Annotated in this window: 18 protein-coding genes; 9 read left to right on the top strand and 9 right to left on the bottom strand. The window is 71.3% G+C overall.

Annotation, left to right across the window (positions count from 1 at the left end; translation table 11 throughout):
* The first annotated feature begins 34 nt into the window (after positions 1–34).
* The 5 genes from K318_RS0114675 to ilvD all read left to right on the top strand — a co-directional run bounded on the left by K318_RS0114675 (position 35) and on the right by ilvD (position 5649).
* A complete protein-coding gene (locus K318_RS0114675) occupies positions 35–1207 on the top strand; it encodes an LLM class flavin-dependent oxidoreductase (RefSeq protein ID WP_029090030.1) in 1173 nt (390 codons plus the stop codon).
* Complete coding sequence (locus K318_RS0114670; RefSeq protein WP_051298066.1) at positions 1207–1971, top strand: CE1759 family FMN reductase; 765 nt, start codon at positions 1207–1209, stop codon at positions 1969–1971. Before K318_RS0114675 ends, K318_RS0114670 begins: the two co-directional genes overlap by 1 nt.
* Positions 1972–1988: 17 nt before the next feature.
* Positions 1989–2573 (top strand): MarR family winged helix-turn-helix transcriptional regulator, encoded by a 585-nt coding sequence (locus K318_RS22270; protein WP_051298065.1) that lies wholly within the window; start codon positions 1989–1991, stop codon positions 2571–2573.
* 30 nt (positions 2574–2603) lie between these two features.
* On the top strand, positions 2604–3602 hold the full coding sequence (locus K318_RS0114660; protein WP_029090028.1) for a 2-hydroxyacid dehydrogenase: 999 nt from the start codon (positions 2604–2606) through the stop codon (positions 3600–3602).
* 286 nt (positions 3603–3888) lie between these two features.
* Positions 3889–5649, top strand: coding sequence for a dihydroxy-acid dehydratase (gene ilvD / locus K318_RS0114655; RefSeq protein WP_211233343.1), 1761 nt, complete (start codon positions 3889–3891; stop codon positions 5647–5649).
* A gap of 222 nt (positions 5650–5871) precedes the next feature.
* On the opposite strand, the gene K318_RS0114650 is transcribed toward ilvD, so the two are convergent.
* The 5 genes from K318_RS0114650 to K318_RS0114630 form a co-directional block, all read right to left on the bottom strand.
* Positions 5872–6693: an aldo/keto reductase gene (locus tag K318_RS0114650; RefSeq protein ID WP_029090026.1), complete on the bottom strand. Its 822-nt coding sequence runs from the start codon at positions 6691–6693 to the stop codon at positions 5872–5874.
* A 157-nt stretch (positions 6694–6850) separates the two neighbouring features.
* The gene (locus K318_RS0114645) at positions 6851–7450 is read right to left on the bottom strand and encodes a hypothetical protein (RefSeq protein ID WP_029090025.1); all 600 of its coding nucleotides are present in this window, start codon (positions 7448–7450) and stop codon (positions 6851–6853) included.
* The gene (locus tag K318_RS0114640; RefSeq protein WP_029090024.1) at positions 7447–7659 is read right to left on the bottom strand and encodes a helix-turn-helix transcriptional regulator; all 213 of its coding nucleotides are present in this window, start codon (positions 7657–7659) and stop codon (positions 7447–7449) included. Before K318_RS0114640 ends, K318_RS0114645 begins: the two co-directional genes overlap by 4 nt.
* 221 nt (positions 7660–7880) lie before the next feature.
* Complete coding sequence (locus K318_RS22265; protein ID WP_035282131.1) at positions 7881–9113, bottom strand: NAD(P)/FAD-dependent oxidoreductase; 1233 nt, start codon at positions 9111–9113, stop codon at positions 7881–7883.
* Positions 9114–9203: 90 nt separating this feature from the next.
* Positions 9204–9410 carry a hypothetical protein gene (locus K318_RS0114630; protein ID WP_029090023.1) on the bottom strand — a complete coding sequence of 69 codons (207 nt, stop codon included), beginning with the start codon at positions 9408–9410 and terminating at the stop codon, positions 9204–9206.
* A 98-nt stretch (positions 9411–9508) separates the two neighbouring features.
* Here K318_RS0114630 and K318_RS0114625 point away from each other — a divergent pair, with 98 nt between their 5' ends.
* Positions 9509–9976 (top strand): MarR family winged helix-turn-helix transcriptional regulator, encoded by a 468-nt coding sequence (locus K318_RS0114625; protein ID WP_035282130.1) that lies wholly within the window; start codon positions 9509–9511, stop codon positions 9974–9976.
* Positions 9977–10013: 37 nt separating this feature from the next.
* Here the strand turns inward: K318_RS0114625 and K318_RS0114620 are convergent, their stop codons facing one another.
* The 3 genes from K318_RS0114620 to K318_RS25280 form a co-directional block, all read right to left on the bottom strand.
* A complete protein-coding gene (locus K318_RS0114620; protein WP_029090021.1) occupies positions 10014–10226 on the bottom strand; it encodes a hypothetical protein in 213 nt (70 codons plus the stop codon).
* A gap of 144 nt (positions 10227–10370) precedes the next feature.
* Positions 10371–12356 (bottom strand): ABC transporter ATP-binding protein, encoded by a 1986-nt coding sequence (locus K318_RS25285; RefSeq protein ID WP_084500281.1) that lies wholly within the window; start codon positions 12354–12356, stop codon positions 10371–10373.
* Positions 12353–14185 (bottom strand): ABC transporter ATP-binding protein, encoded by a 1833-nt coding sequence (locus K318_RS25280; protein WP_029090020.1) that lies wholly within the window; start codon positions 14183–14185, stop codon positions 12353–12355. Before K318_RS25280 ends, K318_RS25285 begins: the two co-directional genes overlap by 4 nt.
* A gap of 106 nt (positions 14186–14291) precedes the next feature.
* Between K318_RS25280 and K318_RS0114605 the strand changes: the two genes are divergently transcribed.
* The gene (locus K318_RS0114605; protein WP_029090019.1) at positions 14292–14924 is read left to right on the top strand and encodes a GNAT family N-acetyltransferase; all 633 of its coding nucleotides are present in this window, start codon (positions 14292–14294) and stop codon (positions 14922–14924) included.
* Between the two features lie 45 nt (positions 14925–14969).
* Here the strand turns inward: K318_RS0114605 and K318_RS22255 are convergent, their stop codons facing one another.
* Positions 14970–16289: a methyltransferase domain-containing protein gene (locus tag K318_RS22255; RefSeq protein ID WP_051298064.1), complete on the bottom strand. Its 1320-nt coding sequence runs from the start codon at positions 16287–16289 to the stop codon at positions 14970–14972.
* A 347-nt stretch (positions 16290–16636) separates the two neighbouring features.
* Between K318_RS22255 and K318_RS0114595 the strand changes: the two genes are divergently transcribed.
* Positions 16637–18508, top strand: coding sequence for an acetolactate synthase large subunit (locus K318_RS0114595; RefSeq protein ID WP_211233342.1), 1872 nt, complete (start codon positions 16637–16639; stop codon positions 18506–18508).
* Positions 18505–19011 carry an acetolactate synthase small subunit gene (gene ilvN / locus K318_RS0114590; protein WP_029090017.1) on the top strand — a complete coding sequence of 169 codons (507 nt, stop codon included), beginning with the start codon at positions 18505–18507 and terminating at the stop codon, positions 19009–19011. The genes K318_RS0114595 and ilvN overlap by 4 nt, the downstream gene beginning before the upstream one ends.
* Positions 19012–19015 lie beyond the last annotated feature (4 nt).

Raw genomic sequence — 19015 nt, 5'->3', positions numbered from 1 at the left:
AAACTAGACCGGATGAGAGCAGGAGGAGCCCGACATGGAGTTCGGCATCTTCACGATCGGCGATGTCACGACCGATCCGACCGACGGCACCGCTCCCTCGGAGCACGAGCGCATCCAGGCGACGCTGACGATCGCCAAGCACGCGGAGGAGGCCGGCCTCGACGTCTTCGCGACGGGCCAGCACCACAATCCGCCCTTCGTCGCACCGGCGAACCCGCCGGTGCTGCTCGCCCACATCGCCGCTGCGACCGAGCGCATCCACCTCTCGACGGCGACGACCCTCATCACGACGACGGATCCGGTGCGCATCGCGGAGGACTACTCCTATCTCCAGCACCTCGCCGGCGGGCGCGTGAGCCTCATGATGGGCCGCGGCAACACGGGCCCCGTCTACCCCTGGTTCGGCAAGGACATCAGGGCCGGCATCCCGCTCGCGGTCGAGAACTACAACCTGCTCCACCGCCTCTGGCGCGAGCGGAATCTCAGCTGGGAGGGGAACTTCCGGACCCCGCTCGAGGGCTTCACCGTCACCCCCTGGCCGCTCGACGACGTCCCGCCCTTCGTCTGGCACGGCTCCATCCGCAGCCCTGAGATCGCGGAGCAGGCCGCCTACTACGGCGACGGCTTCTTCCACAACAACATCTTCTGGCCCACCAGCCACACCGCCCGCATGGTGAACCTGTACCGGCAGCGCTACGAATACTACGGGCACGGCGCCGCGCGCCAGGCCTTCGTGGGCCTCGGCGGGCAGGTGTTCATGCGGAAGGACTCGCAGGCGGCCGTCCGCGAGTTCCGCCCGTACTTCGACAATGCGCCGGTCTACGGCCACGGCCCCAGCCTCGAGGACTTCGCGGAGCAGACCCCGCTCACCGTCGGCAGCCCGCAGCAGGTCATCGAGCGCTACGCCGGCTTCCGCGAGTGGGCCGGCGACTACCAGCGGCAGCTCTTCCTCCTCGACCACGCCGGCCTGCCGCTGAAGACGGTCCTCGAGCAGATCGACATCCTCGCCGAGGAGGTCGTCCCCGCGCTGCGGAAGGAGTTCGACGCCGCGCGTCCCGCCGACGTGCCTGATGCGCCCACGCACGAGTGGCTGGCGGCCCGGCATCGGGCGGGGGAGGATCCCGTGCCCGGAGGGGCGCCGGGCTCCCGCGCGCACGAGGACCGGCTCGCCGCGGAGGCGGCGCGGAGCGAACAGGAGGCCCGGTGATGACGGCGTCGGAGGCAGTGATGCGGGAAGCACAGCAGGGAGCCCGTTCGGGAGAGCCGGCGGAGGGCCCCGAGATCGTCGTCGTGTCCAGCGGTCTGAGCGAGGACTCCGCGACCACGCGCCTCGCGCAGCGCATGCTCGATGCCGTCCTCGGCCTGCTGGCAGCCAGAGGCGTCCGCGCACGGTCCACCCATGTGCGGCTGCGCGGCCTCGCCCGTGCGCTCACGGACCTCACGGTCTCCGGGGTGCCTGCCCCGGAGGTCGAGGAGGCCTTCGCCGCAGTGCGCCGGGCGGATGCGGTGATCACGGTGGCTCCCGTCTACAAGGCTGCCCCCGTGGGCATCCACACCCTGTTCTGGCAGCTCATCGACGACGCCTCGCTCGCGGGCACGCCTGTGCTCCTGGGCTCGACGGGCGGCACGCCCCGGCACTCCCTCGCCGCCGAGGCCGCGATGCGGCCCCTCATCGCATATCTCAAGGGCATCGCCGCGCCCACCGCGGTGTTCGCCGCGACAGACGACTGGGGCGCGGGTGCGGCGAGCGGGCTGCGGGAGCGCATTGCGGCCGCGGCCGCGGAGCTCGTCGCACTCATGGGCGCGGTGGCTGGCGGCGCGGGAGCGCCGGAGAGCGGTTCGGGGGCCTCACACGAGGCAGGAGGCCTCCGGTTCAGGGCCGACCCCGGTGCGCAGGCGCGTGCCGCCCGGCTGCGCGACGAGTTCGACCCCGAATCCGTCATCCCCTTCGCCCAGCTGCTGGGACGATGAGGGGAGGCGCGACGGCGATGACGGCAGGACCATCGGAGGCATCGGAGGAGGTGCCCGCCGGGGCGGCATCCGCAGGTGAGGCGCCCTTCGGCACGATGTCCGCCGGCGAGACGCAGGTCGGCCCGCCCAGCGGCGCGGTCAGTCTGCTCTCCGGCGGCGAGCTCCTCGGCGAGCCCGCCGTCATGCGCGCGTGGCGCACCTACTTCGAGACCTCCCAGCGCCTCATCGCCCACCTGGGCGAGCGGATGAAGCAGGACTCGGACATGGAGCTCGGCGACTTCAATGTGCTCATGGTGCTCGCCGAGGCGCCCGAGCGGACGCTTGCCATGACCGCGCTCGCCGAGCGCCTCGTCTTCTCCGTCCCCCGCCTCAGCTACCGGGCGAAGGCGCTGGCCGAACGCGGCTGGGTGCGGAAGGAGCGGGCCGCGCACGACGGCAGGGTGCAGCACGTGATCCTCACGGACGCCGGGGCTCGGCAGCTCATCCGCGTGGGCCAGGCGCACCGCGAACGGGTGCGGGAGGTCTTCGACTCCGTGCTCGCGCCCGAGGAGATCGAGGCCCTCGGCGGGCTCTCCGCGCGTGTCGGGGGAGCGCTGGGGTGACGGGGCCGCGCTCCGTGCCACACTGATCCCATGAGCACAGATCACAACGGCACCGTCGCCGGAGCGCAGCAGCTTCCCGAGGGCCTCGTCACCACCATCGCCTTCCCCACCGCGGAACTCCGGGACACCATCGACGCCCGCATCGTCGACCACCAGCAGTCCCGCCTCAGGTTCGTCGTGTGGAGCGCCGAGGAGCAGTCTCCCGGCCTCAATCCGGAGACCATCGACGCGGTCGTCCTGCCCTACCTGAACGCCGGCCCCACCATCGAGCGGCTGGGCGAGCTCACGCGCCTCCGCCATGTGCAGCTGCAGTCGACGGGCTATGACGCGGTGGTCGGCAAGGTGGGAGCGGAGGTGACGGTCTCCACGGCCTCGGGCGTGCACACCGCGGCGACGGCGGAGCTGGCCGTCGCCCTCACGCTCGCGAGCCTGCGCGGCATCGACGATGCGGCCCGGGACATGCTGCAGGAGAAGTGGGACCACATCCACCGCCGCTCGCTGGCCGACCGGAACATCCTCATCGTCGGCGCGGGCGGGATCGGCAATGCGATCTTCGACCGGTTCGAGCCGTTCGAGGTGAAGCAGACGCGTGTGGCCACCCGCGCGCGGGAGGACGAGCGCGGGTCCATCCGCTCCATCGACGAGCTCGACGCGCTGCTGCCCGCCGCCGAGGTCGTCGTCCTCATCACCCCGCTCACTCCGCGGACCAAGGGCCTCGTCGATGCGGAGTTCCTCGCCAAGCTCCCGGACGACGCGCTCGTGGTGAATGTCGCCCGCGGCGCCGTCGTCGACACCGACGCGCTGGTCGCCGAGCTGCGCACCGGCCGCATCCACGCCGCGCTCGACGTCGTGGACCCGGAGCCGCTGCCGGCCGGGCACCCGCTGTGGTCGACGCCCAACACGCTGCTCACCCCCCACGTGGGCGGGGACGCCTCCGCCTTCCACCCCCGGATCGCGAATCTGCTCACAGAGCAGGTCCGCCGTCTGGGGCGCGGGGAGCCCCCGCTCAACGTGGTAGAGCTGGACTGAGCGCACAGCCGGCCGAGTCCGGGGCTGAGACCACGCCCGAGGCCCGGGTCGAGCCCGAATGCCCCGCCGGACCGGTCCGGCGGGGCATTCGGGCATCCTGCCCTTCGCTAATGGGGGCAGGGGCCGGGTGCGTCTCGCATACGGGACGGCGCCTCGGCGCTCTGATCCCCTTTCCCGGCTGGTGGGCGCCGTGGTTCCGGGGCCGTTCCGACCTCGGGGCCGTCATCCGGTCCGCATCGCGGACCCCGGCGGGAGCGGGTGCGGGCGGCGGTCCTAAGATCGCCCCATGAGCAGTTCTGACGACACCAGCGCATCCCCCAGCAGCACGGCACAGGCTCCGCTCCGGGCGACGAAGCCCGGCGTGGACATCAAGCCCCGGTCCCGCGACGTCACCGACGGCCTCGAGCGCGCCGCCGCCCGCGGCATGCTCCGCGCCGTCGGCATGGGCGACGACGACTGGGTCAAGCCCCAGATCGGCGTCGCCTCCTCGTGGAACGAGATCACCCCCTGCAACCTCTCCCTCCAGCGCCTCGCGGGCGCGGCCAAGGAGGGCGTGCACGCCGCCGGCGGGTACCCGCTGGAGTTCGGCACCATCTCCGTCTCCGACGGCATCTCGATGGGCCATGAGGGCATGCACTACTCGCTCGTCTCGCGCGAGGTGATCGCGGACTCCGTCGAGACGGTCTTCGGCGGGGAGCGCCTCGACGGTTCCGTCCTGCTCGCCGGCTGCGACAAGTCGATCCCGGGCATGCTCATGGCCGCCGCCCGCCTGGGCCTGTCCAGCGTGTTCCTCTACAACGGCTCGATCATGCCCGGCACCGCGAAGCTCTCCGACGGCACGGAGAAGGAGGTGACGCTCATCGACGCGTTCGAGGCGGTGGGCGCCTGCCGCGCGGGCAAGATGACCGAGGCCGACGTCGACGCGATCGAGCGCGCCGTCTGCCCCGGTGAGGGTGCGTGCGGCGGCATGTACACCGCCAACACGATGGCCTCGGCCGCCGAGGCGATGGGCATGTCCCTGCCCGGCTCCGCCGCCCCGCCGGCGATCCACCGCAACCGCACGATCCTCGCCCGCCAGTCCGGCGATGCGGTGGTCAACCTGCTCCGGCACGGCATCACGGCCAAGGACATCATCACGCGGCAGTCGATCGAGAACGCGATCGCGGTGACGATGGCCTTCGGCGGCTCCACCAACGCCGTCCTCCACCTCATGGCGATCGCCTATGAGGCGGGTGTGGACCTCAGCCTCGACGACTTCAACCGGATCGGCGACAAGGTGCCGCACCTCGGCAACGTCAAGCCCTTCGGCCAGTACGTCATGAACGACGTCTTCAAGATCGGCGGCGTGCCGGTGATCATGAAGGCGCTGCTGGACGCGGGCCTGCTGCACGGCGACTGCCTCACCGTCACCGGGCAGACCGTCGCTGAGAACCTCGAGCGGATCAATCCGCCGGACCCCGACGGCAAGATCCTCCGCGCGCTGAACAACCCCATCCACGCCACGGGCGGCCTCTCGGTGCTCAAGGGCTCGCTGGCCCCGGAGGGTGCGGTCGTGAAGTCGGCGGGCTTCGATGCGGACGTCTTCGAGGGCACCGCCCGCGTGTTCGACCGCGAGCAGCCGGCGATGGACGCCGTGCTCAATGGCGAGCTGAAGGCCGGTGACGTGGTGGTGATCCGCTACGAGGGTCCCAAGGGCGGGCCGGGCATGCGCGAGATGCTCGCGATCACGGGCGCGATCAAGGGCGCGGGCATCGGCAAGGACGTCCTGCTCATCACGGACGGCCGCTTCTCCGGGGGCTCCACGGGCCTGTGCATCGGCCACGTGGCGCCCGAGGCCGTGGACGGCGGGCCCATCGCCTTCGTCCGCGACGGAGACCCGATCAGCGTGAACATCCCCGAGCGCACGATCGAGCTCGGCGTGTCCGAGGAGGAGCTGGCCGAGCGCCGCAAGGACTGGACGCTGCCGGAGAACCCGCGTCTGCACGGCGTGCTCGGCAAGTACGCGCAGCTCGTGAAGTCCGCGGCCGTGGGAGCCACGACGGTCTGAGGCAGCACTGACGGCGGGCCCCTCGCGGCGCAGGGGCCGGCCGGGTGCTCATACGAAAGCTCCGGGGTGCCACGCTGCAGCGTGGCACCCCGGAGCTTTCGTGGTGTGAACCGGAGGAGGAAAGCCGTTCCGCAGACTCGGTGTCCATGCGGACCCGCAGTCCCAGAGCGGAGACGCGACGCCCGGACGATGCCGGCCGTCCCCGCAGGTGCCGCTCCGCGGTCAGTTCACCTCGGCGGGATCGGCCGAGACGCGCTCGTCCTTCTCCAGGGCGTCGATCGCCGCGACCTGCTCGGCGGTGAGGACGACGTCCTTGGCCGCGAAGTTCTCCGCCATGCGCTCGGCGCGGTTGGACTTGGGGAACACGATGTGTCCCTTGGCGAGGTGCCAGGCGATGACGACCTGGGCCCAGGTGGCCCCGACGGCCTCGGCGATCTCGCCGATGACCGTGCTCGCGTAGTCGACCTTGCCCTGCCCCAGCGGGCCCCAGGCCTCGATTCTGATGTCGTGCTCCGCGAGCAGCGGCAGGGTCGCGATCTGCTGGAACTGCGGGTGCAGCTCGATCTGGTCGACGGCGGGGACGATGCCTGTCTCGAGGATCGCGGGCAGGAAGCGGTGGTCGAAGTTCGAGACGCCGATCGAGGTGGTGAGCCCCTCCTCGCGGAACTTGCCGAAAGTCTCCCAGGTCTCGATGACCCTGTCGTTGGCCGGGGTGGGCCAGTGGATGAGGTAGAGGTCCACGTGGTCCAGGCCCAGCTTGGAGAGGCTCTCGTTCAGGGCTGCGCGGGCGTCCTCGGCACCGCGGCGGTCGTTCCACAGCTTGGTGGTGACGAAGAGCTCCTCGCGCGGGATGCCGGACTTCGCCAGTGCGGCGCCCACGCCCTCCTCGTTGCCGTAGATCGCGGCGGTGTCGATGTGGCGGTAGCCGGCGGCGAGCGCGTCCGTGACGATGCGCTCGGTCTCGGCCGGATCGACCTTGAAGACGCCGAAGCCCAGCTGCGGGATCGTCTTTCCGTCGTTGAGGGTGAGTGTGGGAACCGTCATGGGGTCGCCTCTCTGGTTCGGGGGTCCTCGGTGCCGGGCGCTGCTGCGCCGGTCGGCCGGGGAGCTGACGCAGACCACTCTAACCGCGCCTCGACGGGCAGGGCTGTGATGTTTCTTCAGGTGACGACGGGAATACGGCGTCAGGGGAGCGGGAGGCTCAGTCCTCATCCGGGGCGGTGCGCTCCAGCTCCGTGCGACGGCGGCCGGAGCGGACCAGCAGCCCGAGGACGGCGAAGGTCGCAGCGACCCCTGCGACACCGCCCACGAGGGCGCCCGTCCAGGTGCTCGTGCTCTCCATCCGCGTGGTCGCCCAGCTGAGGTCGATGAGCGGGGCACCCGTGATGGCGTAGGCGGCGAGCAGCCCCAGCCAGACGAGCGCGCAGATCGCTCCGATCGCCATCGTGAGGCGCCGGCGGCGGGGCGCTGTGCGGCTGTAGACCTGCGCATTGTCGAGGCCCTCGCTGCTGCAGTAGCGGAAGTAGACGAAGTTCGGCACCGCCGAGGCGAGTATCGCGAGGCCGGATTGGAGAACGGCTCCCGTCGCGGCCAGGAGCAGGCCGAGGGCGATGAATGTGAAGAGGGCCGCTGTCATCGCTGCTGTGCCCGCACGGAGGATGACGTCCCGCTCGCGCTCATCGCCCATGGACGGGTCGGTGAGGCCGGCGACCGCGTCGGCGAAGCGGGCGAAGCGGCGGGCGCGGCCGTGCGGTGCGTTGCCGCGCCGGGGTCCGCCCCCATGCGGGTTCCGTGTGCTCATGACCGTTCCTCCTCCAGCGGGAAAAGCTGCTCGACTGCGGCATCCAGTTCGCGGGCGATCCGCAGGGCGAGGTAGACGCTCGGGGCGTAGTCGCCCTTCTCCACCGCGACGATGGTCTGGCGCGACACGCCCACCCGCAGCCCGAGCTCCGCCTGTGTGAGCCCCGCGGATCTGCGGCGGGCGCGGACAGGGGAGTGCTCTGGGCTCATGGTGGGCGCCCCTCACTGGGATGTCGAGTTCTCTTGACATCTCAATGTTAACCATCCTTGACATGCATATGTCAAGAAAACTCGACATCTCCGTGTTCGCCTCGGGCTCTGAGCCGTGGCGGCGCGCGAAGGCCCGGTCCGCGGAACCGTGAGAGGGGGGCGGACCGGGCCTGTGGGTTGGGTGGAGCTGTGGCTGTTGTCTCCCTCGGAGAGGGGGCTCGTCACTCCAGGGCTATCGAGCCCCGGAGCTCCTCACCGGACTTGGGCTCCGCGGCCGTCTGTGCGATGAGGGCCTTTGCCCTGTCCGTGGAGTCCCAGACGTTCCACAGCAGGGCGCCGCGCACGTGGTCCTCCTGGGAGTAGTAGACGATGCCGGCGCTGTGGTCGTCCGTGAAGTCCTCGGTCGTGTCGAGCCGCGCGCTCAGCTCGCCCACGGCCTCGTAGCCGTAGTCGAAGAGGTCCGACCAGAAGATCGGGGTGTACGCGTAGGCCTCGACAGTGCCCCGGCCCGTGCGGGCGGCGGCCATGTTCCTGCCCGCGGTCGCGCCCTGGTGCTCGGCATTGTCGACGTGCTCCACGCGGCGGACGCCGAGCAGTGCATCCGGGTAGCGGGCGACATCGCCGGCCGCCCAGACGTCCGGTGCGCTCGTGGCCAGGTGAGCGTCGACGACGATGCCGTCATCGACCGTGATGCCCGCGAGCCGTGCGACCTGGTCGTTGGGGATCACGCCCGCGCCCACCACCACGGCCTCGGCCGTGTGGGCCCCGCCCCGGCCCGTGGTGACGGTGACGGTCTCACCCGTCGCCTCGGCTCCTGTCGCCCGGGTGCCGGTCACGAGTTCGACCCCGCGCTCCCGGTAGGCGTCCGTGACCATGCGGGCCAGCGCCTCGGGGAACATGGACTCCTGGATCGCAGTGCCCGGCATGATGAGAGTGACGGAGGCGCCGTTCTGATTCAGCGCCGCCGAGACCTCCGCGCCGATGTACCCGCCGCCCACCACCACGATGCGCGCTCCGGGTGCCGCCAGCTCGCGCAGGCGACGGTAGTCGGCCACGGTGCGGTAGGTGAGGATGCGCGGCGATTCCGGCAGGTCGAGCGAGCGCGGTTCCGCGCCGGTGGCCAGGAGCAGCTGTCCGTAGCCCAGGGTCCGGGTGTCGGACAGGGTGAGGGTGTGTGCCTCGGTGTCGACCGCCGTGACCGAGGTGCCGGTCAGCAGCTCCGCGCCGACCTCGTCTTCCAGCAGCCAGCCGCTGTCGAGCTTCGCATCGGGATCGAGCCACAGCGTCTTCGAGAGGTCCGGGCGGTAGAAGGGCCCGTCGTCCTCGCGGCCGATGAGCGCGATGGTGCCGTCCGGATCGGCCTCGCGGATCGCCGTCGCGGCGGAGGCGGCGGCGACTCCCGCGCCCGCGATGACGTAGTCGAACCGGTCCTGCTGCTCTGCGGAAGCGTTCATGGTGCCTGTCCTCCAGTTCCCCTCGGGTGCCGGTCGGCGCTCGGCGGCCGGGGCCAGCCGGCCTCGGTCCGCTTCTGCCAGTGTCTCAGCTCACCGCGAGGCCTGCCACTGTTCGTGGAGCTCCCTCCTGCGCTCGTACTCGCGCTGGAGCCGGGCGCGAGGGTCCATGGACTCGCTCAGGCGGGGCGGGCCGATCACGTGCAGGACCATGTACTCGAAGCGGTTCCAGAACCTGAAGAACAGGCTGAAGCTGTCGTCTCCCGTGGGCTTCTGCTGAGGGGGATCGTTCGCGGGCATGGCGTCCCTTCTCGACGGACTGCGGGCGCATGGCGCAATTAATTAGTGCACTAACTATAGCAGTGGGGGAGGAGGCGGAGGTGGCGTACCCTCGGAGCGTGGACGACGACGATCTGCTCCGGCTCGACGCACAGGTGTGCTTCGCCCTCGCGGTGGCCTCCCGCAAGGTGATCGGCCTCTACGGTCCTCTGCTCGGGCCCATGGGACTGACGCATCCGCAGTACCTCGTGATGCTCGCGCTCTGGGAGGAGAGTCCCCGACGGCAGAGCGATCTCGCGCGCTCCGTGCACCTCGAGCCGGCCACGCTCTCCCCGCTCGTGGCGAGACTGGAGCGGTCCGGATACGTGAAGCGCGTCCACGCCGCCTCCGATGAGCGGGTGCGCCTGGTCGAACTCACCTCGGCAGGGCGCGCGCTGCGGGCCGAGGCGCTGGCCATTCCGCCCAGCATCCTCCGCATCCTGGACATGGATGCGGAGGAGCTGGCCTCGCTGCGGGACACCCTGCACGACCTCATCGACCGTGCGGACGCGGCGGAGCGGCACGGGGGAGACTCGGCCGGCGCCTGAGGCGTCCGCCCGGAGCCCATCTCTCAGAGTGGTGTGCTCAGGCCCCGTGGCCGTCTGCGGCGCCCCTCGCGAGTTCCTTCCTGCGCCGGTACTCGCGGGTGAGCTGTTCGCGCGGATCCTGCGCATGGGACAGGCGCGCAGGTCCGAAGACCCACAGGAGCAGGTACTGCAGCCGGTTGCCGAGCCGGAACAGCGGCCCGAAGCCCTCGCGGCCGTGCGATGTGAGAAGAGCTGCGCTGTGCGGGAACATGATCCTCCCTCCCTGGGGACGGCGTGTTCGCTGTGCAGTGCCGTCCCGGACGAGGCGGTCCGTTCCGCCGAGGGCCGAATCCGACGGCCGAACGGAGGCTCGTCGTACCCGGATAACACCGGTGGGCCTCCGAAGATTCCGTCCCTATGCCCTCGACTCCTCCCAGGCCTCGTGCAGGCTCGCGAAGCGGCCGCCCGCGGCGATGAGATCTGTCGGTGCGCCGTCCTCCACGATCTCCCCATGCTCCATGACGAGCACGCGGTCGGCGATGTCCACCGTCGAGAGGCGGTGGGCGATGATGACCGCGGTGCGGCCCTCCAGCACGGTCGCCAGCGCCTCCTGGACCTGCCGCTCGGAGGGGATGTCGAGGTGCGCGGTGGCCTCGTCGAGGACCAGCACATCGGGGTCGGCGAGGAAGGCCCGTGCGAAGCTCACGAGCTGCCGCTGGCCCGAGGACAGGCGTCCGCCGCGCTTCCTCACATCCGTCTCGTAGCCGGCCGGCATGCGGGCGATGAACGGAGCCAGGCCCACGGCCTCCGCCGCGGCGCGCACCTGAGCGTCCGTGGCCTCGGGCCGGCCGATCCTGATGTTGTCCCCGATGGTCCCTCCGAACAGGTACGACTCCTGCGTGACCATGACGACGGAGCGGCGCAGCTGCGCGTCCGCGAGATCCCGCAGATCCACCCCGTCGATGCGGATATGCCCCTCCGAGGGGTCGTAGAACCGGGTGAGCAGCTTGACGAGCGTGGACTTGCCCGCACCTGTCTGCCCCACGAGCGCGACGGTCTCGCCGGCGGGGATCGTGAGATCGAAGGGCCGCAGCACGGGCTCTCCGCCCGCATAGGAGAAGGACACGCCTGCGAAGGACACGGTGCGCCCGGCGGAGGCGGAGGCGGTGCCGTCGTCGCCGGCCGCGGTGCACCCGGTCGGCCCAGCACCCTCCGCGGCGGGCCTGGCGCCCGCGGGCCCGGGCGCGGCCGGGAGTGGAACCGGGCGAACCGGTTCCACGACCTCGGGCTCGGCGTCCAGCACCGCCGTGACCTTCTCCAGCGCGGCCTGAGCCGACTGGTACATCGTGAATGCCTGGACGAGCTCGTCGAGCGGTCCGTAGAAGCGGCGGACGTAGAGGAGGAAAGCGGTGAGCACACCCACCTGCAGGCCGTCCCCGATCACCAGCCAGCCGCCCGCGAAGAGGACGGCGGCCATCGACAGATTGCCGATCCACCGGGTCGAGGCGGCGAACCAGCCCACGTTTCGCAGACTCGCGGCGGTGGCGGAGCGGTAGGCGGCGTCTTCCTGCCGCAGCCGGAGCTCATTGGCCTCCTCGCGGCGGAAGGACTGGATCGCGCGGATGCCGCCCAGCGTCTCGACCACGTGGACGATCACCCTGGCGATCGCGGTGCGGGTCCGGCGCTGGTTGCGCCGCTGTGCGCGGTTGGAGGCGATCGACACCCACAGGAGGGGGACGAAGCCGGCGAAGATCACGAGGGCGAGGCGCCAGTCCATGACCGCGAGGGCCACGGCGATGACGGTCATGGTGCTCAGCCCGATCGCCATCTCCTGCAGCGAGCCGGAGAGGAAGATCTGGATGTTCTCCATGTCCGAGGTCTGCCGGGCCACGAGACGGCCCGAGGTGGACCGCTCGTGGTATCCGATGCCCAGGCGCTGGACGTGGTCGAACAGCCGGCGCCGCAGCGTGACCATGAGGCGCTGCGCGAGGGTGCCCGTGAGCCGGGTCGAGGTGAAGTCGAAGACGCCGGAGGCCGCTGTGACCAGGACGAAGGCGAGCAGGGGAGCGGCGAGGGCCCAGGAGTCGCCCGCGATCGCCCCCGGGATCCCGGAGTCGAGGGCGTGTGCGATGAGGACCGGTCCGATCGCATTGCCGAGCCCGAACGCCGCCAGCAGGGTCACGAGGAGCGCGTAGCCCCGCAGCTGCGGGCGGACGAGCTCCACGAGCAGCCTGCGGGCACGGACCGCGATGTCGGGAGGCAGGGTGTCCGGCTCCTCGGGACTGCGACTCGACCTGGAGGTCTGCGTGCTCGGTGAGGCCTGCTGCTCCGCAGAGACCTGCACCGCATGGGGGTTCCGCTCCGCCTGGGAATCCTGTGCTGCCGGGGAGTTCTGGGTCATGCGTGCGCTCCCATCAGCTCGCGGTAGGCCGCCGAAGTCGCCAGCAGCTCCTCGTGCCCGCCCACCGCCGCGATGCGGCCATCCTCGAGGACGGCGACGCGATCGGCCAGCGCGGCGGTCGAGGGCCGGTGGGCGACGATGAGCGCGGTGGTGTGCGAGAGGGCCTCGCGCAGACGCTGCTGCACCCGGTCCTCCGTGTCGACGTCCACGGCGGAGAGCGGATCGTCGAGCACGAGGAACTGCGGACGCCCGGCCACCGCCCGGGCCAGCGCGATCCGCTGCCGCTGACCGCCGGAGAGCGCGAGCCCCTGCTCGCCCACCTGCGTCTCGAGCCGGTCCGGGAGCTCGGCGACGAAGTCCGCGGCCTGTGCGACCTCGAGAGCCTCCCAGATCCGCGCATCTGTGAGGGCAGCGGCATCCCCGAGGGCCGCGGCCTCCCCGGCTCCCTCCGGAGGAGCGGCTCCCTCTACGGGACCAGCCGCATCCCCGGCACTGGCCCGCTCTGCCGACTGCGCGCCCATGAGGACGTTCTCCCGCACCGTGGCGGAGAAGAGGATCGGCTCCTCGAAGGCCACGCCCACCCGCGAGCGCAGGCGGGCGAGCGGCTGCTCTCGCACATCCGTGCCGTCCACCCGCACGCTTCCCGCCGTCGCGTCGAAGAGTCGCGGGACGAGAGCGGCCAGCGTCGTCTTTCCTCCGCCGGTGGTGCCCACGAGTGCGAGGGTCTCCCCGGCTTCCACCCGCAGCGAGATCCCGTCGAGCACGGGCAGCTCCGCGTCCTCGTGCACGAAGCCGACCCGGTCGAACTCGATGACTCCCTCGTCCGAGCCTCCCGGCTCGGGGTTCTGCTCCCGTGCGCTCCCGGGAGAGACGATGCGCGGTTCGATGTCCATGAGCTCCCAGTAGCGGGCGGCGGCGGTGAGCGACATGAGCGCATCGGAGAGGAGGAAGCCGAACATCTCGATGGGCATGCGCAGGTACATCATGAGCGTCACCGCCGCGACCACCTCGCCCAGGGTGGCCCAGCCCGCGACCACGCCCCACGCCCCCAGTCCGGCGATCGCGGCCTGGGCGAGCTGCGGCAGGAGCATGACGACGCCGAACAGCCAAGCGTCGAGCCGCACCTTGCGCAGTTCGTGGCCGCGCAGCCGCTCGACGATCCCGCGGAAGCGCTGCGCGGCCCAGGGGCTCCTGCCGAAGGAGAGGAGGACGCGGATGCCCTGCACGGACTCCTCGACGGAGGTCGAGACCTCGCCCATTGCGTCCTGGGCGGCGCGGGAGGCCAGTTTGTACCTGGCGTTGAACCAGGCGACACCGGCCATCGTGGGGATCGCCATGAGCACGAGGACGAGGGCGAACACCGGCTCGATGAATGCGAGGACGATCCCGCCGAGCACCACGACGACGGGGGTGATGACGAGGAACGGGAAGCCGAAGGCGAAGAAGCGCCGCAGCTGTGAGAGGTCGTTGGTGGCGCGGGAGAGCATCTGGCCGGAGTCCCATTCGTCGTGCCGGGCCGCGTCGAGCCGCTGCAGGTGCCGGTACAGGCGGTGGCGCCACTGCACCTCCCAGTCCGCCGTCATCCCCGCAGTCAGGAGGCGGCGGACGAGCTGGAGGACGGCCTCGGCGGTGCCTACGAGGACCACGAGGCCCGTGAGGACGGCGAGCCCGGTGAGGCTGCGCTCCGCGATCGGCCCGTCGACCGCCCGCCCCGTGAGCACGGGGATGAGGAGGGAGACGCCGGTCGAGGCCAGCGCGAGGAGGATGCTCACCAGATAGCGCCCCGCGCGGGGGCGGATATCGGGCCAGAACCGCAGGAGGATGCGCATGCTCCGAGCCTAGGGGAAGCCACGGACGCCGAGGATGCGAGAGACGGGTTCACCGGTGCGATGCAGGTGCGGACGGGCCCGAGTGCGCGGCGGATAGGCTGACGGGATGGAACCGGTGACCCTCACGACCCCGCGGCTCGAACTCAGCGCTCCGACCGCAGCGGACGAGGACGCGATCTTCGCCGTCTGCCAGGACCCCGACATCCAGCGCTGGACGACGGTGCCCTCGCCCTACACCTGCGCGCACGCGGAGGGGTTCGTCGCGCTCACGGCGCAGGGGTGGGAGAAGGACGCGGAGCACACCTGGGCCATCCGCACGGGAGCAGGCGCCGCAGATCGCGGCCGCCCCGACGCCTCGACCTTCCCTGACGACCCTGCCTTCCCCGACGCCTCTGCCCTCGTCGGCATGATCAGCCTCAGCCGGAACGGGCCCGGGGCCGCGGAGATCGGCTACTGGCTCGCTCCCTCCGCCCGCGGCCGGGGCCTGCTCGCCGAGGCTGCGACGGCAGTGCTCGACTGGGGCTTCTCCGCCGAGGGCATGGCGCTGGAGCGCATCATCTGGCGGGCCAAGGTCGGCAACATCGCCTCCGCCCGCACCGCCCGCGCCCTCGGCTTCCGGTACGAGGGGCTGCTGCGGAAGGGTCTGCGCATGCAGTCCGGCGGGGTCGACGGCTGGATCGCCGGCCTGCTGGACTCCGACGACAGGACGACGCACCCCTGGCCGGTGCTCGCGGACTGATCCGGCGCGCGGCTCAGCCGCCCGCACCTCGCCGCCCCGCGCCGTTCAGACGCCTGCCCTCCGCAGCCGGACGACGACCTCGGTGTGCGCGGTGTGCGGGAACATGTCGAGCACGCGGGCGCCCGTGATCCGGTAGGAGGGCATGTCCGCGAGATCGCGGGCGAGGGTGCGCGGATTGCAGCTGGAGTAGACGACATCGGGAATGCCGGAGCTCTCCACCCACGCGGCGAGGTCGCGACCCAGCCCCCGCCGAGGCGGATTCACGATGAGGAGGTCCGGCCGGGGGAGAGTGGATTCGCCGTCCGCGGCGAACAGCCCGGCATCGGCGGCGTGGAACTCGGCGTCGAGGCCGAGCTCGGCCGCCGTCGCACGCGCGGACCCGATGGCCTGCTCCGAGACCTCGACCCCGATGACGCGACGACGGCCGCGCTGCCCCGCGCCGCCGTGCTCGCCGTCTGCCGGGGGACGCGCAGAGGGCAGTGCACAGTGCAGTGCGAAGCCGCCTACGCCGCAGAACAGGTCCCAGACGACATAGGGGCGCCCGCGACCGTCGGCGGGGTCGGCAGTCCCGGTCCGCTCCTCGCGGAGGGCAGCCTCATGCCCCTGCTCCCGGAACCCGGCCTCGGCGGCGTCTGCCCACTGTGCCACCTGCTCGTACAGCTGCGAGGCCACGGCTGTGTTCGTCTGGAGGAACGACTGGGGCCGCACGCGCAGCGGCACCCGGCCCTGCCGCACCGTGAGCGCCTCCTCGCCCCACACGGGGATCTCCTCGGGCCCCTCCAGCAGTGCGGCGGGCTCGGGCTGGAGGTTCGCCGTCACCACCCGCACCCCTGCCACCGCCTCCGTGAGCAGCCCGATGTGCTCGCGCAGCCGCTCCACGGGTGCGGCGCTGCGCAGCACGAAGCGCACCATGAGCTCGCCGGCCTCCGAGGCCGTCACCAGCACGTGCTTGAGCTCGCCCCGCCGCCTCGCCACCGAGTACGGGGGCACCTGCGCGCGCCGGATGAGTGCCGGCAGCGCCGTGAGGACGGCATGGACGGGCGCGGGGTAGAGCGGGCAGTCGGACAGGTCCACGCCAGCGCCGTCCCCGTCGAGGATCCCCAGCACGGGGGCCTCGACGGTGCCGCTCACCACCATCTTCGCCTTGTTCCGGAAGCCGGCCAGCGGACTGCGGACGGGCGGGAGCCAGGGGGAGGAGGGGCCTTCGGCGAACGGGTCCAGCAGCTGCGCGAGCTCCTCCTGCGCGCGCACGAGGCGGTCCTCGGTCGGCACCGGCAGCAGCGTGCAGGAGCGGCATTCGCCGGCGGCGTAGTGCGCGCATGCGAGGAGCGCGCGCTGCGGGGCGGGGGCGGGGGACGCGGTCATCCCTGCAAGGGTACGGGAGGCCGCGGGTGCCGGGGCAGCGCGCTTCTCGGCAGCACCCATGAGACCAGCCCGTCCCACGATGCGGGACGACAGGGGTCGCGAGTTGGGAGTCCTGCGTGACGCATGTAGCATTCCTCTCATGAACGTCCTTCTCGTCGTCATTACACAGCGCGCGGAGACCCGCAGCTGACGCACTGACGACGTCCCGCGCGCCCTTTCCACCAGAAGGGGCGTTTTTTTGTGCGAGGAGATCGCGCGAGGAGCGGGCAGGCTCCGGCGGACGCGCCCATCCAGGCGCCGTCCGCGGGGAGCAGGAGATCTTCGAGACCAGCAAGAAGGAGCCACCCGTGGCAGGTCCAGCACCGGCGCGCACGCAGCGCACCGACACACCCACGCCCGCCTCGGTGCCGCATCCCGGCACCGTCCGCCGCACGCCCTCGTCCCAGCCCGAGGTCATCACCGGGGCGCAGGCGGTCATCCGCACGCTCGAGAGGCTGGGCGTCGACACGGTCTTCGGCCTCCCCGGCGGCACGATCCTGCCCACCTACGACCCCATGCTCGACTCCGAGCAGATCGACCACGTGCTCGTCCGCCACGAGCAGGGCGCCGGGCACGCGGCGACCGGCTATGCCGCGGCGACGGGCCGGGTGGGCGTCTGCATGGCGACCTCCGGTCCCGGCGCGACGAACCTCGTGACCCCGCTCGCGGACGCCCACATGGACTCCGTCCCGGTGCTCGCGATCACAGGCCAGCAGTCCTCGAAGCTGCTGGGCACCGATGCGTTCCAGGAGGCGGACATCGTCGGCATGACGATGCCCATCACGAAGCACTCGTTCCTCGTCACCCGTCCCGAGGACATCCCGGGCGCCATCCGCGCGGCCTTCCACATCGCGCGCACCGGCCGCCCGGGCCCCGTCCTCGTGGACATCACGAAGGACGCGCAGGTCGCGACGCTCGAGTTCGTGTGGGACGACGACGTCGAGCTGCCCGGCTACCGGCCCGTGAACCGGCCGCACGCCAAGCAGATCCGCGAGGCCGCGGCCCTCATCGCGGAGTCGCGCCGGCCCGTCATCTACGCCGGCGGCGGCATCATCCGCTCGGGCGCGCATGCGGAGCTCAGGGCGCTGGCCGAGGCGACGGGCATCCCCGTGACCACCACCCTCATGGCGCGCGGCGCCTTCCCCGACTCCCACCCCCAGCACCTGGGCATGCCCGGGATGCACGGCACCGTGCCGGCCGTCGCGGCGATCCAGAAGGCCGATCTGCTCATCGCGATCGGCTCGCGGTTCGACGACCGGGTCACGGGCGAGCTCGAGACCTTCGCCCCGTACGCCAAGGTCATCCACGCCGACATCGATCCCGCGGAGATCGGCAAGAACCGCGTCGCCGAGGTGCCGATCGTCGGAGATGCGCGCGAGGTGCTCTCGGCGCTGCTGGAGGAGCTCAGGGGCTCGTTCTCCGCCTCGCTCGAGGACGCCCGGGAGTCCTGGTGGACCCTGCTCAACGGCTGGAAGGAGAGCTACCCCCTGGGCTACGAGCCCGGCGACACTGGGCTGTGCGATCCGCAGTACGTCATCGAGCGGATCTCCACGCTCACCGGCCCGGAGGGGATCTACACCGCAGGCGTGGGTCAGCACCAGATGTGGGCGGCGCAGTTCGTGGAGTACGAGCGCCCCAACTCCTGGCTCAACTCCGGCGGCCTCGGCACGATGGGCTACGCCGTGCCCGCCGCGATGGGGGCGAAGAAGGGCGAGCCCGACCGCGTGGTGTGGGCGATCGACGGCGACGGCTGCTTCCAGATGACCAATCAGGAGCTGGCGACGTGCGTCATCAGCGGCATCCCGATCAAGGTCGCCATCATCAACAACTCCTCCCTCGGCATGGTCCGCCAGTGGCAGACGCTGTTCTACGACGGCCGCTACTCGCACTCGGACCTCAACACCGGCCATGAGACGGTGCGCGTGCCGGACTTCGTCAAGCTCGCCGAGGCCTATGGCTGCCTCGGGCTGCGCGTGGACCGGAACGAGGACGTGGACCGGGCGATCGAGCAGGCGCTCGCGGTGAACGACCGCCCGGTCGTCCTCGACTTCACGGTGCCCGCCGATGCCATGGTCTGGCCGATGGTCCCGGCCGGCGTGAGCAACGACAGCATCCAGTACGCGCGCGACATCCGCCCGGACTTCTCCTCCGAGGCGGCCGAGGAAGGTGAGATCCGATGAGCCGACACACACTCTCGGTCCTGGTCGAGGACAAGCCGGGCGTGCTCACCCGGTTCACCGGCCTCATCGCCCGCAGGGGCTTCAACATCCACTCCCTCGCCGTGGGAACCACGGAGCTGGAGGGGCTCTCCCGCATCACCGTCGTGGTCGATGTCGAGGACACGCCGCTGGAGCAGGTGACGAAGCAGCTCAACAAGCTCATCAACGTCATCAAGATCGTCGAGCTCGAACCCGAGAGCTCGGTCCGCAGGGCCCATATGATCTTCAAGGTCCGCGCGGACGCCGCCGCCCGGGTGCAGGTGGCGACCGTCGTGGAGATGTTCGGCGCCCGGATCATCGACGTCGCCGTCGACGCTGTGAGCGTCGAGGCCACGGGCGAGCAGGACAAGGTGGACGCCCTCCACCGCGTCCTCGAGCCTTTCGGCATCAAGGAGATCGTGCAGTCCGGCACCCTCGCGATCGGCCGCGGCTCCAAGTCGATGACGGACCGCGCCGGCCGCTGAGGGC

The organism is Brevibacterium album DSM 18261, from assembly GCF_000426445.1.
In the GTDB taxonomy this organism is placed as follows: domain Bacteria; phylum Actinomycetota; class Actinomycetes; order Actinomycetales; family Brevibacteriaceae; genus Brevibacterium; species Brevibacterium album.
The sequence above is the reverse complement of the archived record's forward strand: the minus strand, read 5'-3'. Positions and strand labels throughout refer to the sequence as shown.

What these genes read in the sequence shown, in the direction of transcription:
- K318_RS25285 (WP_084500281.1), bottom strand. Translation starts at nt 12,356, where the DNA reads ATGACCCAGAACTCCCCGGCAGCACAGGATTCCCAGGCGGAGCGGAAC.
- K318_RS0114675 (WP_029090030.1), top strand. Translation starts at nt 35, where the DNA reads ATGGAGTTCGGCATCTTCACGATCGGCGATGTCACGACCGATCCGACC.
- K318_RS0114640 (WP_029090024.1), bottom strand. Translation starts at nt 7,659, where the DNA reads ATGAGCCCAGAGCACTCCCCTGTCCGCGCCCGCCGCAGATCCGCGGGG.
- K318_RS22270 (WP_051298065.1), top strand. Translation starts at nt 1,989, where the DNA reads ATGACGGCAGGACCATCGGAGGCATCGGAGGAGGTGCCCGCCGGGGCG.
- ilvN (WP_029090017.1), top strand. Translation starts at nt 18,505, where the DNA reads ATGAGCCGACACACACTCTCGGTCCTGGTCGAGGACAAGCCGGGCGTG.
- K318_RS0114630 (WP_029090023.1), bottom strand. Translation starts at nt 9,410, where the DNA reads ATGCCCGCGAACGATCCCCCTCAGCAGAAGCCCACGGGAGACGACAGC.
- K318_RS0114645 (WP_029090025.1), bottom strand. Translation starts at nt 7,450, where the DNA reads ATGAGCACACGGAACCCGCATGGGGGCGGACCCCGGCGCGGCAACGCA.
- K318_RS0114605 (WP_029090019.1), top strand. Translation starts at nt 14,292, where the DNA reads ATGGAACCGGTGACCCTCACGACCCCGCGGCTCGAACTCAGCGCTCCG.
- K318_RS0114670 (WP_051298066.1), top strand. Translation starts at nt 1,207, where the DNA reads ATGACGGCGTCGGAGGCAGTGATGCGGGAAGCACAGCAGGGAGCCCGT.
- K318_RS0114620 (WP_029090021.1), bottom strand. Translation starts at nt 10,226, where the DNA reads ATGTTCCCGCACAGCGCAGCTCTTCTCACATCGCACGGCCGCGAGGGC.
- K318_RS25280 (WP_029090020.1), bottom strand. Translation starts at nt 14,185, where the DNA reads ATGCGCATCCTCCTGCGGTTCTGGCCCGATATCCGCCCCCGCGCGGGG.
- ilvD (WP_211233343.1), top strand. Translation starts at nt 3,889, where the DNA reads ATGAGCAGTTCTGACGACACCAGCGCATCCCCCAGCAGCACGGCACAG.
- K318_RS22265 (WP_035282131.1), bottom strand. Translation starts at nt 9,113, where the DNA reads ATGAACGCTTCCGCAGAGCAGCAGGACCGGTTCGACTACGTCATCGCG.
- K318_RS22255 (WP_051298064.1), bottom strand. Translation starts at nt 16,289, where the DNA reads ATGACCGCGTCCCCCGCCCCCGCCCCGCAGCGCGCGCTCCTCGCATGC.
- K318_RS0114660 (WP_029090028.1), top strand. Translation starts at nt 2,604, where the DNA reads ATGAGCACAGATCACAACGGCACCGTCGCCGGAGCGCAGCAGCTTCCC.
- K318_RS0114650 (WP_029090026.1), bottom strand. Translation starts at nt 6,693, where the DNA reads ATGACGGTTCCCACACTCACCCTCAACGACGGAAAGACGATCCCGCAG.